Source organism: Pseudomonas sp. DCA-1 (assembly GCF_046523955.1).
In the GTDB taxonomy this organism is placed as follows: Bacteria; Pseudomonadota; Gammaproteobacteria; order Pseudomonadales; family Pseudomonadaceae; genus Aquipseudomonas; species Aquipseudomonas putida_Y.
Genome location: NZ_CP169881.1, coordinates 2,754,861 through 2,769,263, shown reverse-complemented (window position 1 = coordinate 2,769,263; position 14,403 = coordinate 2,754,861). Strand labels below are relative to the sequence as shown.

10 protein-coding genes are annotated in these 14,403 nt (G+C 61.6%); 6 read left to right on the top strand and 4 right to left on the bottom strand.

The genetic code is table 11. The features are described from left to right. Window positions 1-5: 5 nt before the first annotated feature. From ACE4QZ_RS12925 to ACE4QZ_RS12915, 3 genes are all read left to right on the top strand, one after another. Window positions 6-413 carry a DUF2946 family protein gene (locus tag ACE4QZ_RS12925; RefSeq protein WP_021784640.1) on the top strand — a complete coding sequence of 136 codons (408 nt, stop codon included), beginning with the start codon at window positions 6-8 and terminating at the stop codon, window positions 411-413. A gap of 81 nt (window positions 414-494) precedes the next feature. Beyond that, entirely contained in the window at window positions 495-2,546 is a 2,052-nt protein-coding gene (locus ACE4QZ_RS12920) for a TonB-dependent receptor (RefSeq protein ID WP_021784639.1), read from the top strand. Between the two features lie 466 nt (window positions 2,547-3,012). Further along, complete coding sequence (locus ACE4QZ_RS12915; RefSeq protein ID WP_028697422.1) at window positions 3,013-4,071, top strand: sensor domain-containing diguanylate cyclase; 1,059 nt, start codon at window positions 3,013-3,015, stop codon at window positions 4,069-4,071. 16 nt (window positions 4,072-4,087) lie between these two features. Here ACE4QZ_RS12915 and ACE4QZ_RS12910 read toward each other — a convergent pair whose 3' ends face one another. Continuing rightward, window positions 4,088-4,219: a hypothetical protein gene (locus ACE4QZ_RS12910; protein WP_021784637.1), complete on the bottom strand. Its 132-nt coding sequence runs from the start codon at window positions 4,217-4,219 to the stop codon at window positions 4,088-4,090. Window positions 4,220-4,373: 154 nt separating this feature from the next. On the opposite strand from ACE4QZ_RS12910, the gene ACE4QZ_RS12905 reads away from it, so the two are divergent. After that, complete coding sequence (locus ACE4QZ_RS12905) at window positions 4,374-5,498, top strand: mechanosensitive ion channel family protein (protein WP_021784636.1); 1,125 nt, start codon at window positions 4,374-4,376, stop codon at window positions 5,496-5,498. Between the two features lie 79 nt (window positions 5,499-5,577). On the opposite strand, the gene ACE4QZ_RS12900 is transcribed toward ACE4QZ_RS12905, so the two are convergent. After that, window positions 5,578-8,625: an aminotransferase class III-fold pyridoxal phosphate-dependent enzyme gene (locus ACE4QZ_RS12900; protein ID WP_410480450.1), complete on the bottom strand. Its 3,048-nt coding sequence runs from the start codon at window positions 8,623-8,625 to the stop codon at window positions 5,578-5,580. Window positions 8,626-8,769: 144 nt separating this feature from the next. On the opposite strand from ACE4QZ_RS12900, the gene ACE4QZ_RS12895 reads away from it, so the two are divergent. Continuing rightward, window positions 8,770-9,210 carry an Lrp/AsnC family transcriptional regulator gene (locus ACE4QZ_RS12895; RefSeq protein ID WP_021784634.1) on the top strand — a complete coding sequence of 147 codons (441 nt, stop codon included), beginning with the start codon at window positions 8,770-8,772 and terminating at the stop codon, window positions 9,208-9,210. Window positions 9,211-9,239: 29 nt separating this feature from the next. Here ACE4QZ_RS12895 and ACE4QZ_RS12890 read toward each other — a convergent pair whose 3' ends face one another. Beyond that, window positions 9,240-9,857 (bottom strand): dTMP kinase, encoded by a 618-nt coding sequence (locus ACE4QZ_RS12890; RefSeq protein ID WP_021784633.1) that lies wholly within the window; start codon window positions 9,855-9,857, stop codon window positions 9,240-9,242. Between the two features lie 225 nt (window positions 9,858-10,082). On the opposite strand from ACE4QZ_RS12890, the gene ACE4QZ_RS12885 reads away from it, so the two are divergent. Further along, window positions 10,083-12,626, top strand: coding sequence for an HWE histidine kinase domain-containing protein (locus tag ACE4QZ_RS12885; RefSeq protein ID WP_021784632.1), 2,544 nt, complete (start codon window positions 10,083-10,085; stop codon window positions 12,624-12,626). A gap of 126 nt (window positions 12,627-12,752) precedes the next feature. On the opposite strand, the gene ACE4QZ_RS12880 is transcribed toward ACE4QZ_RS12885, so the two are convergent. Beyond that, window positions 12,753-14,396, bottom strand: a complete 1,644-nt coding sequence (locus ACE4QZ_RS12880; RefSeq protein ID WP_084850271.1) for an acetolactate synthase large subunit — start codon at window positions 14,394-14,396, stop codon at window positions 12,753-12,755. Window positions 14,397-14,403: the final 7 nt, after the last annotated feature.

Here is a 14,403-nt window from a genome sequence, read left to right as displayed (position 1 = left end):
GACTCATGCTTTCACGTGCTCGCGCACATCTTTGTCTGTTCGCCTGCTTCGCCCTGCTGTTCAACCTGCTGGCGATGCCGCTCGATCGTGCCTTGCAATCACCTCGCCTCGACAGCCAGTCGTTGATTCTCGGCAGTTTCTGCAGCATTCACGGTGCCCAGAGCCTGCCCAAGTCAGTGTTGACCCAGCTCAAGGCAGACCTGTCGCAACTCGACCATTCCCCTGAACCCAAGCACCAGAGTGGTGACTGCTGTTGTGGCCATGCCGGCCATGCCTTGGCAGGCGGTGATTACTACCGCCATCTGTTCCCCCGCTACTGGCCGGCCGACCTTCTACTGGGAGACCGTCATGCCTTGCCGCTGCCACGAGAACAGTGGCCTCGGCTGAACCCCCGCGCCTCACCCCTGGCCTGAACCGTCGCTGCTGTCTTGTGGTCATGGCGTGCGCTGCACGACGCCTGACCTTGCCCGACCGTTTTTGCCAGGAAACCACACATGCCTGCGTTCCGTTGTACCGCATGCGCCGTACTGCCCGTGCTCGCCTTGTTCGGCCTCAACCCGCTGTCACTTGCCATCGCTGAAACACTGCCTGCCGAAAACTCGGTACTCACCCTCGGCGCGGTCAATGTGACCGGCACCAATAGCGGCCCCTTGGCGACGACCAGCGTGCTCAGTTCGGTGGATATTCTGGGCGGTGACATCCTCGAGGAGATGCCGGTTGCCTACAGCTGGGAGCTGTTCCGCCGGGCACCGGGGGTGATGCTCACCGAGTTCAACCAAGGCACCACCTCCGGCAAGCTTTCGTTCCGCGGCTTCAATGGCGAAGGCGAGGTCAACGCCGTGAAACTGTTGATCGATGGTATTCCCAGCAATACCAATGACGGCAACATGCCCTTCATCGACTCGGTGTTCCCCATGGACATCGACAGCATCGAAGTGGTGCGCGGCACCAGCGACCCGCGCTATGGCCTGAACAACATCGCCGGTAACGTCAACATCAACACCCGCACCGGCGGCAACTACAACAAGGCGCGCCTGCGCTACGGCAGCTTCAACACCCGCGAGGTGCAACTGGCCAAGGGCATCGAGACCAGCAACTGGACGCAGAACTACTTCTTCGCCCGCCAGCAGGTCGACGGCTACCGCGACCATGCCGACACCGAACGCTACAGTTTCGGCGGCAAGTGGTTCTATACCCCTGACGATGGCAGCTACCGCCTTGGCCTGATCGCCCGCCACTACGAGTCCGAAGCCCAGGAGGCCGGCTACCTGACCGAGGATGACGCCCGCCATCATCCGCGCATGAGCAATGACTACAACGCCACGGACAAAGGCACGCGGCGAATGAACCAGGTCAGCGTGCACTTCGACACCGACCTGGCCGAAACGCTGTCCTGGTCAGCCAAGACCTACCTCAACACCTATGACGACCGTCGCTGGACGCAGTACTGGCGCACCAGTTCACAGCAGGAGCGCGATACCTACGAGGACCAGTACGGTGCCATCACCTCGCTGACCTGGCGGCCACAGGTGGACTGGCTGCACGCCTTTGCGCTGGAAGGTGGCAGCGATGTGCAGAAGCAACAGAACCGCAGCGAACGCTACCGCACCGTGGAGCGTGTACGCCAGGCGCAGACACGCGACCAGGACTTCGACTTCAACACGGTCGGTGCCTATGTGCAGGCGGAGATCGAGCCGTTCGAGTCGCTGAAGATCGTGCCGGCCTACCGGGTGGACAAAATCAGTGGTGACTTCACCAACAAGATGACCGGGCAGGACTCCGACATCAACGACTACGGGCTGATCAAGCAGCCCAAGCTCAGCATTGTCTATTCGCCGTGGAAGTTCGCCAGCGTTTACGCCAACTGGGGCCGCACCTTCCAGGTCGGGACGGGCGCCGCAGCCTACAAGGTGCCGCCGCGCAACGAGGACCTGGACCCTTCTATCAACGAAGGCTGGGAAACTGGCATCAAGTTCACCCCGGCCAGCTGGGTCGATGGCCGCGTGGCCTATTGGCGTCAGGACGCCTCTGGCGAAGTGAGCCGTCGCCTGAACGACCCCAGCGGCGAGTCGGACAACGTCGGCGAAACACGCCGCTGGGGCTACGACCTGCAGGTCAACCTGCACCCGGACGAACGCACCGAGGTGTGGATGTCCTACTCCTGGCAGTACTCCAAGATCCTTGAGCCCAGCAGCGCGTTACCAGGCAGCAAGGGCCAGGAAATCGATCACGTGCCACACCATCTGTGGAACACCGGCATCAGCTACCAGGCCACCCCTGCCCTGCAATTGACGGCCTGGATCAATGGCCAGACCAACTACTACCTGGAACGCGAGAATACCCAGGGCCGGTATGGCGGTTACGTGCTCACGAATCTTGGCGCGACCTACAAGGTCAACGAAACGATGAGTGTCGACCTGCAATTTAAGAACCTCACCAACCGCTACTACGAGTACGTGTGGTACGACCCGGATGGTGCGGATGCCTCCCTCCACTCCCCGGGTGACGGTCGTGCACTGTATGCCGGCGTGACGTTCGATTTTTGAAAGCCTGCACGTTGGTCGGCGCCAGTGGTTCGGGCAACGCCCTAAGCTGCCTTGGCTTGCTCGACCACTTGTTGGCCGTCGCGATCGATTGGCTTTCGAATTGCCGGAAAACAGGCTATGTTCGTGATACGGAACTTGCGAGGGAAACCTGGCCTTCGGCCAAGGAAGGGATCCGCGCAACGACATGAAATGCGGAAAACGTCGCAGGTGCCGTAGCCGTGGTGATAGCCAGTTCTGCACTGCCACTACCTACCGCAACGCTTTCTGAATCCAGCAATCAAACATGGCGAAGGGCATCACATGTGAACGCCAGGAGGCTTTTCCAGGGCGCCGTCAAAGTACCGGTATCCGCTACCGGTCACGAGTGGCGTCACCAGCCATGACAAACCTTGATCCCCGCGATGAAATAGCGCGCTCCGTACGGACGGATCGGCTCGAACAGCTGTTCGTCCAGTCGGCGCCTGCGGTGCTTGGCAGCTTCCTGGCCGCCATAATGCTGTGCTGGTTGGGCTGGGAGCGTTTCGACCAGCAAAGGGTCATCGTCTGGATGACGTTATTGGGCCTGTCGACCGGCGTGCGTGCCGCCATGTTCTTGGCCTATCTGCGAGCACCGGCCAACCTGCGTACGGCCGAACGCTGGGAGTGGCGTTACTGGGTCACGCTGATGCTTTCGGCGGCTATCTGGGGTTGGGGCGCATTTGCCGTAATGCCCGCCGACGACGCGCTGGGGCAGACGCTGATCATGCTGTTTGCCGTCGGGATGTCTGTCAGCGCGGTGTCGTGCTACTCCTCTTACCGCAACATGACCCTGGTGTCGATGGGCCTGGTCTTGCTGCCTTCTACGGGCTGGCTACTGCTGCAACCTTCCACGCTGCAACAAGGGATAGCCTTGGCGGTATTGGTATTCGCCTGGTTCGTGGTCAGCGCGACGCAAAGCCTGTCCTCTGCATTGACGACGGCCTGGCGCCTGAAACACGAAATGCAACGCGCGCATCGGCTGGCCATGGTGGCCTCGTGCACGGACGAACTGACTGGCCTGAACAACCGACGTGCTTTTTTCGACAACGCGTCGACGCAACACGCCCGGTGCAAGGACGCAGGTGCATTCATGGCCGTGTTGATGCTGGACGTCGACCATTTCAAACAGATCAACGACACGTTCGGGCATGCCGCAGGCGACCAGGTGCTGCAGCGCATCGGTGCAGTGATCAGTGCCAGCCTGCGTGACAACGACATTGCCGGCAGGCTGGGCGGCGAGGAGTTCGCCATCCTGCTGCCCAATACACCGTTAGCCACGGCCATCGAGGTTGCCGAGCGCCTGCGGGCCCTGATAGCCAAACTGCGTGTAAATGAGCAACACCCGGTCACCGCAAGCATAGGTTTAGCGTTCGCGAAGGCCCCTGCCACTGAGCTCAGCGCCTTGCTCAGCAGCGCAGACAGCGCCATGTACCTTTCCAAGGTATCGGGCCGTAACCGGGTCACGGTCGCCGAACCGGAGCAGGAAGCATTGCGCAAGCAGCACTAGCCTATCCAGGGAGTTGCTATGCAGGGTCCTGGGCCGCAGTCTCACCCGGCGCTGGGCGCAGCGTGCGCACGGCATCGTCGAACAGGTGCAGGTTGGCATGGGCCTGCAGCCGTTGCGGCAAGCGTGCGTTGGCAATCGAACCCCGCAAGTCGTGCCAATGCTGAACAAACTGTTGCGGTTATTGAAAAAATGTACCGAGACTGACTCCGCCTGCCCCGCGCGGTGAAATCCGATCGACCTGTAGCGCCTCTTTGACGTCCCAAGAAAGCACCTTGGCAAATCAACCCAGAGGCGAGGTACTCATGAACGACCGCATCATCGCGTTTTTCAGCGACACCACCGTATTTGGCATCTCCATTCTCAATCTGCTGGTGGCGCTGACAGTCGCCATCGTGACCTTCATGGTCGCCCGTGCCGCAATCAGTTTCCTGATACGCCGGATACGGCGGTGGTCCGAACACGAAGGCCCATTGAGCCAGGTAATGGCCAAGGTGCTTTCCGGCACCAGCAACTTTCTGTTGTTGCTGGCCTCATTGCTGGTGGGATTGAGCATGCTCGACCTGCCCGAGCGCTGGCTGAGCAGGGTCAGCAGCCTGTGGTTCGTGGTCGCGGCCCTGCAGATTGGCCTGTGGGCCAACCGCGCCATCGGCCTGGGCCTGAGCCGCTACTTCGCCCGCCACCGTACCGACGGCCTGAACCAGGGCAGCGCGCTGGCTACCCTTTCGGCCTGGGGCGCGCGGGTACTGCTGTGGTCTGTGGTGGTGCTGGCGATGCTGTCGAACCTGGGGGTGAACATCACCGCCTTCGTCGCCAGCCTTGGCGTGGGCGGCATCGCGGTGGCGCTGGCTGTGCAGAATATCCTCGGCGACCTGTTCGCTTCGTTGTCGATCGCCGTGGACAAGCCGTTCGAGATCGGTGACTTCATCGTCATTGGGCCCCTGGCGGGCACCGTTGAGCACGTCGGCCTCAAAACCACACGCATCCGCAGCCTTGGTGGCGAACAGATCGTCATGGCCAACGCCAGCATGATCAGCAGCACGATCCAGAATTACAAGCGCTTGCAAGAGCGTCGCATCGTGTTCGAGTTCGGGCTTTCCTACGACACGCCAACCGAGGCTGTGAAGAAAGCGCCAGGCATCGTAGAAGACGCCATCAAGGCCCAGGAGCAGGCGCGTTTCGATCGCGCTCACCTGCGCGGCTTCGGCAAAGAGGCGCTGGAGTTCGAGTGTGTCTACATCGTCCAGGACCCAGGCTACAACCTGTACATGGACATTCAGCAGGCGATCAACTTCAGGCTGCTGGAGCGGTTTTCGAAAATCGGCGCAAGGTTCGCCGTACCGGTGCGAGCGATCAAGGTCACGGCATTGCCAGAAGCATCCGGCCTGCATGGCCAGGCTCGCGAAGGCCTGGGCATCAGAGGGGCTTGAATCTGGCAAACTTGCCCAGAGCGCCAGACAGGCGCGACGCAGGGCGTGCTCATGGACACGCCCTGCTCGCCCTGAAACGCTATTTCAGCGCCGCGATGAAGCTGTCTTTCAGCACCTCGAGAAGAAAGTCCGCATTGGCCCGGCTGAAAATCATCGAGGGCCGCATTTTCAGCACGTTGTCATGCGGGCCTTCGGTGCCGATCAACACGCCACGCTCCCGGGCGCCATCCGCCACTTTTCTGGCCAGGGCCGTGGCTGTCGCCTTCGACTGGCGGTCGGTAACCAGCACGACGCCGAGAAACAGGCCCAACCCGCGCACATCACCAATCACCTCGAACTGCTGCTGAAGCGTGCGCAAACCATCGAGCAGGTAATGGCCGACATTCAAGGCGTTTTCTTTCAACTGGTCGCGCTCGATTGCATCCAGCACCGCCAGGCCTACCGCACATGACACTGGGTTACCGGCGAAGGTGTTGAAATACTCCATGCCGTTGTTGAAAGCATCGGCAACCTCGCGCGTGGTCACTACCGCCGACATCGGGTGGCCGTTACCAATGGGTTTGCCCATGCTGACGGCATCCGGGACCACGCCCTGGGTCTCGAATGCCCACCAGTGGCTGCCGACCCGGCCAAACCCGACCTGAACCTCATCGGCCAGGCACAGCCCACCTTCGGCTCGCACCATGGCGTACACCTCCTTGAGGTAGTGTTCGGGCAAAAACACCTGCCCCGCCACGCTCGGGATCGACTCGGCAATGAAAAAACCGGGGCGCTTGCCTGCCTTGCGCATGGCATCCAGCTGCTCTGCCACCGACTCGGCAAAGCGCTTGCCGTGCGCTTCCACGGGCCAGTGCTCGGGGGCGTAGTAGCTGTCCGGGACTACGGCCTCGTAAACATGCGCCGCCCTGCCCTTACCCGCCTTGCGCTTGTACTTGTAAGGGCTCAGATCAATCAGTTCCTGCGTGGTGCCGTGGTAGGCCCAGTCCAGCACGATCGCCTGATCACTGCCTGTGTAATTGCGCGCCATACGCAGCATCAGGCTGTTGGCCTCACTCCCCGAGCAGCCAAAGGACGCTACGCAAAGGCCCTTTGGCAAAGTGCCGGTCAGGCGTTCGGCGTATTCGACGATATTGTCGTGCAGGTAGCGGGTATTGGTGTTGAGCAGCGCAGCCTGGCGGGTCAGGGCCTCGACCACGTCGGGATGACTATGGCCCAGGTGGCAGACGTTGTTGAAGCAGTCCAGGTAGGCCCGCCCGAAGTTGTCGATCAGCCATACGCCATCCCCGCGCACGAACTTGATCGGATCGGTGTACGAAATGGACAGGTTAGGGAGCAGCAGTTCCTTGCGCCTGGTAATGATCTGGGCCTTGGTCATCCCCTGCTGGCTGTAGGTCTCTGGCGGGATACCGGCCAGGGCCGAAGCATCGGGGAACAGGTCGGCCCACGCGTCGCGGTACGCTGGCTCACCCACGCCAATGACCTCGTGCGCGCTCAGCCGGGTATCAGTGACCACCTGCAGATGCAGGTGGGGAATCCAGCCGCCGTTCTCGTGATCGCTGCCCATGTAGCCGACCAGGTCGCCAGCTTCAAGCTTGTCACCGGCCTTCAAACGGCTGAGCGCCTCGTGGGCCATGTGCCCCCACAGCGTCAAAAATGGCGGGCAACCGGGTGGGGTATGCTCGAGCATCACCAGGCCGCCATAACCCAGCGGGCCTGGCTCGACCTCGACGCTTCTGACGGTGCCGGCGATCGGTGCGTACAACGGGGTACCCGCTGGCATCACCAGGTCTACCCCGATATGCAGGGTACGGTGCTGCCCCTTGATGAAGCGAGACTCGAAGGCGCTGTCGGTATAGATGGCACGTATCTCGCCCCATGGTCCGATGGCCAGCGCCACCTTGTGCGCGGCAGAGAATTCATTCCACCACCGCGTCGCATCTGCCGGGCGCTGCTGGGCCGAGGCGATGGTCATCTCATGGCTGGCATCGCCAAACGGCGCGATCACCTTGTCGAGAATGGCCGCTGACGGGCGCACCAGGTCGGCAAACGACTTGTGGTTGTCGGCAATCCAGCGGCGGACCTCCCCCGCACCTTCGATGGCATCGAAACCACAGGCCTTGCGCAGAATGCCGGTGGCCAACCGTGGGTTCATCGAATCAAGCTGCTCCAGCAGGCGCCAGGCAGGCGCTTCACTGATCGCCAGGTAAGGGTTGTCGTCGGTCTGGTCCTGCCGGGAAGCGGAGAACGTGACGCTGATGACCAAGCGCATGGCTATCAGGTTGAACAACACATCAAGCTCTTGCGCTTGCAACGGGTACTTCTCATGGAAGCCGGCCACCAGCGCAGCCGCAGCGCCGATCGGGTCGTCCATGTCGAGAATGGCGTAGGCGCTGGCGATCGCTACCTCGGCAATCAGAACGGTGTGCACGGCATCGCCAAAATCGATGAAGCCAGTCACGTTACCGGCCGTTTCGGCATCGACCAGGATGTTCCAGTCGTTGGCGTCGTTGTGGATCACCTGGGCCCGAAGGGACGCCAGCTTCGGCTGTACAGCCTGTTCGAACCGGGCGATGAAGCGCTCGGCAATGGCCCGGCGATCAGGGTCCTTGATGCAGTGCAGCCGCGAGCGGGAACGCGCAGCGTGGCGTAAGTCCCAGTCCAGGTCGCGGACTGCGCCCGGGTGCATGAAGCCTTGCAGGGCACGGTCAAGTTCACCGAGTGCCTGGCCGAAGTTTCTCATCAGCGCCATGGAACGACTGGCCTTGGCAAGTGGCGTGCCGGCCAGCCAGCTGACCAGGCGCACGGCGTGCTTTTCACCGGTGCTGCTGGCCACAGACGGCAGGTAGTCGCCAGTCACGCTGGCCCGCAGGTGCGGCACGCCCAAATGCGCGCCATGCACGGCCAAGTGATCGAGTAGCGCGGTTTGAAACTCGCTTTCTACCCTGGGCTCGCTGGCATTGACGATTTTCAGTATCCAGCCTGCATCTACGCCCGTATCCAGCCGGTAATTGCGATCACGTTCCCCATCCAAGGGCGTTGCAGTGCCGGTGACATTGAAGAAATCTTTTGCAAGGCCCTCTGCATCGCTTGCCGAAAACCGAGGTGCCGGGTGGGAAAGGTCTGTCATATCATCAGGTTCCGAGCGCGCGAATTGTTTTTGCAATAGCTTGTCATGCACAGCCGAAACGGACACCCTGCATACGGTCGGGCGCAACAGGCATAATGCCGGTTCCGACCGGCATAATGACGGCAAGTTTATCAAGGGGGTGGAATGCGTGATCTGGACGCTAAAGATCGTGAGATTCTTGAGGTACTGTCAAAGGACGCGCGCATTGCGCTCAAGGCACTAGCCGGCCGCATAGGCCTTTCCAGAAGCGCCACCACCGAGCGGGTAGCCAACCTTGAACGCAGCGGAATCATTCGCGGTTATCGCGCTGACATCGGCGAAATAGACGCCAACGTCATACGCGCCATCTTGCTGGTGACGTTGCAGCGCACGCCTGCCATGGGGCTGCTCGACCAGTTGGCAACGGACGCGCGCGTGCGACGGGTTTCATCGGTGAGCGGTCAGCTTGACCTGGTGGTTGAAGTGGAGACCCGGACGATCGACGACCTCAACCAGGTACGCGACAACGTGGCACGTCACGAATCGGTGGATGACATCACCACGTCGGTAGTCCTGCGCCGTGACATCGACCGGCAGGGCGCCTGATACCTGCAAAGGCAGTATTCACCCCTGCCTCAGAGGTGTCGAAGCACGCCCTGAATCTCGCGAACGACCTGCCGCGTTGCCTCGTCGACAGTCCCTTCATTGCGGCACAGCACCCAGCCTTGCTCTGTAACTGCACGCTCGAACGCCTCGGTACAGGCAACCTGTTCATCCAGGTTATGGATCACCGTACTGCCCAGCCCACGTGTGCGCGCCGCGGCCCTTGCCCATGAGGTTTCAGGCGTTGTGACCACACCGACATGCAGATCGGGTACTTGCACGTTCCGTTCGAGGTTCAGGCGCAGGATCTTGTCAAACGGCACAGTGCGGCGAAACGCAGCGTCAGAGGGGTACCAGCGATCAATCAGGATGATGCTGTCAGCGGGCTGCCTGGGCAGTACATGCCGGGAAATCCAGGCGCGGCTTTCAGCGAAGCGCTCGCAAACCTTGAACTCAAGGTCCTGGCAAGGGCTTCTGGAAAGCTGGTTGACCAAGGCCATGGTCTCGCCCCGGTGAGGGTCATTCTTTCTTTCGCAGAGGCGGATCACCTTGTTCCCCTCCAGCCGCAAGGCTTGAGTGACGGCCTCCAGCAGCGTGGTCTTGCCGGTACCCTTGGGCCCATCGATGGAAATAAACAGTGGGCGGTTCATCTTGCAATACCAGTTGGCTCAAGCGCGGGATGAGACCATTGATCGCAGCTTGCCTTCAAGCGATTCTCGACAAGAGCACATCTGTACTCCAAAGCTGACTCACCAGCAGCAGCGCACTGCCCTGGACTGGAGCGGCCCGCCATCCCCAAGGCGTGCAATGCCTGCTAGGCTGACGCACGATGGCGGACCTGCTGCCCGCCTCCCCTTACCCACAGGCACGGGCCAATGACCTACAACCCCCAAGTTAACCTGACCAACTGCGACCGGGAGCCCATCCAGATTCCCGGGAGCATCCAGCCCCATGGCTGCCTGCTGGCCTGTGATGCCTCAGCGACCGTGGTGCTGCGCCATTCGGTCAACGCCCCACAAGTGCTGGGTGTATCAAACGATATCAATGGTCAGAAACTGCACGCGGTGCTGGGCGACGAGGTCGCGCATACGCTTCGCAATGCACTAGCCCGTACCCGGGACGCCTCGCGGCCCGCGCTCAGTTTCGGCGTGACGCTGCCCAACGGCGAGGCCGTCGACATCGCCGCCCACTTGTACAAAGGCACGGCAATCCTCGAATTCGAGCCCGCTGGCGCGAGCATCGCCGAACCGATCGAGCTGGCGCGCACGCTGATTGCCCAACTACGCGAAATCGACCAGACCAGCAAGCTGTTCCGCGATGCCGCCCGTTTTGTCAGGGCGGTGCTCGGTTACGACCGGGTAATGATCTACCAGCTGGGAGCAGACGGCGCCGGCAAGGTGGTTGCCGAGGCCAAGCGTGGCGACCTCGAAAGCTTCATGGGCCAGTACTTCCCGGCCTCCGATATCCCCCAGCAAGCCCGCGCGCTCTACCTGCGCAACCCGATCCGGGTAATCTCCGACGCCCAGTTCAAAACGGTCGCCATCAACCCGGTGCTCGACCCCTCGGGCGAACCGCTCGACCTGTCCTACGCGCACCTGCGCAGTGTCTCGCCGATCCATTGCGAATACCTGTGCAACATGGGCGTGGGCGCCTCGATGTCGATTTCGGTCATCGTCAACGGCGAGCTGTGGGGAATGATTGCCTGCCATCACTACGCACCGCGCACGCTGGCCATGGGGCAACGTGTGGCCGCCGAAATGTTCGGTGAGTTCTTCTCCCTGCATATCGAGACCCTGCGTAGCCGGCAAAAACTCGAAGCCGCCGTGCGCATCCACAAAGCGCTGGACAGCATGCTGTGCGACGCCAACCAGGCTGCGGACATCGATGGGTTCTTCCATGCACGCCTGCCCCGGTTGATGTCGCTGATTCCCTGCGACGGCATCGGCATGTCACTGCTGGGCCGCTGGTCGTCCGCAGGGCTGGCGCCGCCCCAAACGGCCGTGCCTGATCTGCTGCGCCTGGCAGACATGGTCAGCGAAGGCCGAATCTGGGCGTCCAATCGCCTGTCGACAGTGATCCCGTCGGCACAGGCGTATTTTAATGATGTGTCGGGTGTGCTGATCATCCCGATGTCGCAACACCCAAGGGATTACTTGATCTTCTTCCGCAAGGAGGTGGTCGAGACACTCGACTGGGCCGGGGACCCGAACAAAACCTATGACAGCGGCGCGTTGGGCGATCGCCTGACGCCACGCAAAAGCTTCGCCATCTGGAAAGAAACCGTTCACCAGCAGTCGCTACCCTGGACCGAGCAGGACCGCCAGTTTGGCGATGCCATCCGTACAGCTATCGTCGAAGTGGTGCTGCACAACAGCGAGCTGCTCGCCAGTGAACGCGCCAAGGCTGAAGTGCGCCAGCGCATGCTCAACGAAGAGCTCAACCACAGGGTCAAGAACATCCTGTCGCTGATTGGTGCGCTGGTTGCCCATCCGACCCCGGAGAGCCAGACCCTGCAGGACTATGTGGCAACGCTGAAAGGGCGTATCCAGGCATTGTCGTTGGCCCACGACCAGGTGGTGCGTGGTGACGGTGGCGGGCGCCTGACGAATCTGCTGGAGGCCGAGCTTTCGCCCTATCGCACGGCTGCCAGCGTGATCGAATTGCAGGGCCCGAACGTCATCCTCGATGCGCGCGCGTACTCGGTCATGGCGCTGGTGCTGCACGAACTGGCCACCAACGCGGCCAAGTATGGTGCGCTATCGCGGGCCGGCGGCAAGCTTTCAGTGAGCTGGGCAATCGACGCCACCCACGCCTGTGCCATCAATTGGCGGGAAAGTGGTGGGCCAACGGTACGCCCGCCGAGCCGCAGCGGCTTCGGCACGGTGCTGATCGACCGCAGCATCCCGTTCGACCTGGGTGGCACCAGCACGGTGGAATATCACCCCGAAGGCCTGCAAGGCTTTTTCAGAATCCCGGCCAAGCACCTTTCCGTAGCCGAAGCGGCAGAAACCGCTCTCCCGGCCACGCCTCTGGCCCATGCAAACGGTGCCTTTTCAGCGTGCTCTGGCTTGCGTGTGCTGATACTCGAGGATCAACTGGTGATTGCAGTAGGCCTGGAGCAAATCCTCAATGATGCGCAAATCAAGGACGTGATCACCGCCAGTTCCGAGGACCAAGCCATGCAACTGCTTGGCAGCCACAAACCGGACGCGGCAATACTGGATGTCAACCTGGGCACCGGAACCTCCATTTCCGTAGCGGATGAACTGGTTCGCCGGCAGGTTCCGTTCCTCTTTGCCACCGGCTATGGCGAAGGCATCAGCATTCCCGAGCATTTGCAGCATGTGCCCGTCGCGCGCAAGCCCTACGACGCCAATGCCATTCTGGCCAGCCTGCAAGGCCTGCTTGATCTGCGGTGAGTGGGATACAGAGGCAGCCTTGTGCCATGAAAAAGCCCGTAAAGCCGACATATCACTGTCAGCTATACGGGCCTCTTCGCAGCACAATGCCGCCCCTGAAAAAGGACGGCGCCGACCTGTCAGGGCTTACACCGCCAGGGCGCGCTCACGCAGCTCGCTGTTGAGGATGCGGTCGTTCTCGCTGTAATCGACCGGGCAGTCGATCACGTGCACGCCCGGGGTCTTGATGCAGTGCTCCAGCAGCGGCAGCAGGCCTTCGGCACTTTCCACGCGGTGGCCGTTGGCGCCGTAGGCTTCGGCATACTTGACGAAGTCCGGGTTGCCGTAGTCCAGGCCGAAATCGGTGAAGCCCATGTTGGCTTGCTTCCAGCGGATCATGCCGTAGCCGTCGTCACGCAGGATCACCACGGTGATGTGCATGCCCAGACGTACTGCAGTTTCCAGTTCCTGGCTGTTCATCATGAAGCCGCCGTCGCCGCACACCGAGATTACCGGGCGGTCCGGGTGCACCAGGTGCGCAGCCATTGCCGATGGCAGACCGGCGCCCATGGTCGCCAGGGCGTTGTCCAGCAGCACGGTGTTCGGCTTGTGCGCCTTGTAGTTGCGGGCGAACCAGATCTTGTAGATGCCGTTGTCCAGGGCGACGATGCCTTCGGATGGCAATACACGACGGATGTCAGCAACCATGCGCTGTGGGTAGACCGGGAAGCGGTCGTCGTCGGCGCCTTCGGCGATCTGTGCTTCGTTGGCTTCACGGATGGCCATCAGGCGGGTGAAGTCCCAGTGCGAAGTGTCATTCAGCGCTTCGCTGATCTGCCACACGGCATTGGCGATGTCGCCGATCACTTCCACCTGCGGGAAGTACACGGCATCGACTTCGGCAGAGCGGAAGCTGATGTGGATGACTTCGGTGCCGCCACGGACCATGAAGAACGGCGGCTTTTCGATCACGTCGTGGCCGATGTTGATGATCAGGTCAGCCGCTTCGATGGCGCGGTGAACGAAGTCACCGGACGACAGGGCAGCGTTACCCAAGAAGCGCGGGTGGCGCTCGTCGACCACACCTTTACCCATTTGGGTAGTGATGAACGGGATGCCAGTCTTGTCGATCAGTTGCTTGAGGACCTTGGCGGTCATCTTGCGGTTGGCGCCGGCACCGATCACCAGGATCGGGTTACGCGCGTTCTGCAGTTTTTCTACAGCGGCTTCGATGGCCACGTGCTCGGCCAGCGGGCGGCGGTGCAGGCTGCGCGGGATCGGCAGCGCGTCGGTCTGCTCGGCGGCGATGTCTTCCGGCAGCTCCAGGTGCACTGCGCCCGGCTTTTCTTCTTCGGCCAGGCGGAAGGCTTCGCGCATGCGGGCGGGGATGTTGTCGGCCGAGGCGAACTGGTGGGTGTACTTGGTGATGGGGTCCATCATGCCGCACACGTCAATGATCTGGAAGCGACCCTGCTTGGACTTCTTGATCGGCTTCTGCCCGGTGATCATCATCATCGGCATGCCGCCCAGGTAGGCGTAGGCGCTGGCGGTCACGAGGTTGGTGGCACCAGGGCCGAGGGTCGACAGGCTGACGCCGGTCTTGCCAGTCAAGCGACCGTAGGTGGCAGCCATGAAACCTGCAGACTGCTCGTGACGGGTCAGTACCAGCTTGATCTTCGACTTGCGCAGGGATTCGAGCAGGTCGAGGTTTTCCTCACCGGGGATGCCGAATACATACTCGACACCTTCATTTTCCAGGCATTGCACAACGACATCGGCGGCCTTGGCCATTTGGGGT

Bases quoted from the DNA above. Each gene is read 5' to 3' on its own strand.
- ACE4QZ_RS12925 (WP_021784640.1), top strand. From the start codon at position 6: ATGCTTTCACGTGCTCGCGCACATCTTTGTCTGTTCGCCTGCTTCGCC.
- ACE4QZ_RS12920 (WP_021784639.1), top strand. From the start codon at position 495: ATGCCTGCGTTCCGTTGTACCGCATGCGCCGTACTGCCCGTGCTCGCC.
- ACE4QZ_RS12905 (WP_021784636.1), top strand. From the start codon at position 4,374: ATGAACGACCGCATCATCGCGTTTTTCAGCGACACCACCGTATTTGGC.
- ACE4QZ_RS12900 (WP_410480450.1), bottom strand. From the start codon at position 8,625: ATGACAGACCTTTCCCACCCGGCACCTCGGTTTTCGGCAAGCGATGCA.
- ACE4QZ_RS12895 (WP_021784634.1), top strand. From the start codon at position 8,770: ATGCGTGATCTGGACGCTAAAGATCGTGAGATTCTTGAGGTACTGTCA.
- ACE4QZ_RS12890 (WP_021784633.1), bottom strand. From the start codon at position 9,857: ATGAACCGCCCACTGTTTATTTCCATCGATGGGCCCAAGGGTACCGGC.
- ACE4QZ_RS12885 (WP_021784632.1), top strand. From the start codon at position 10,083: ATGACCTACAACCCCCAAGTTAACCTGACCAACTGCGACCGGGAGCCC.
- ACE4QZ_RS12880 (WP_084850271.1), bottom strand. From the start codon at position 14,396: ATGGCCAAGGCCGCCGATGTCGTTGTGCAATGCCTGGAAAATGAAGGT.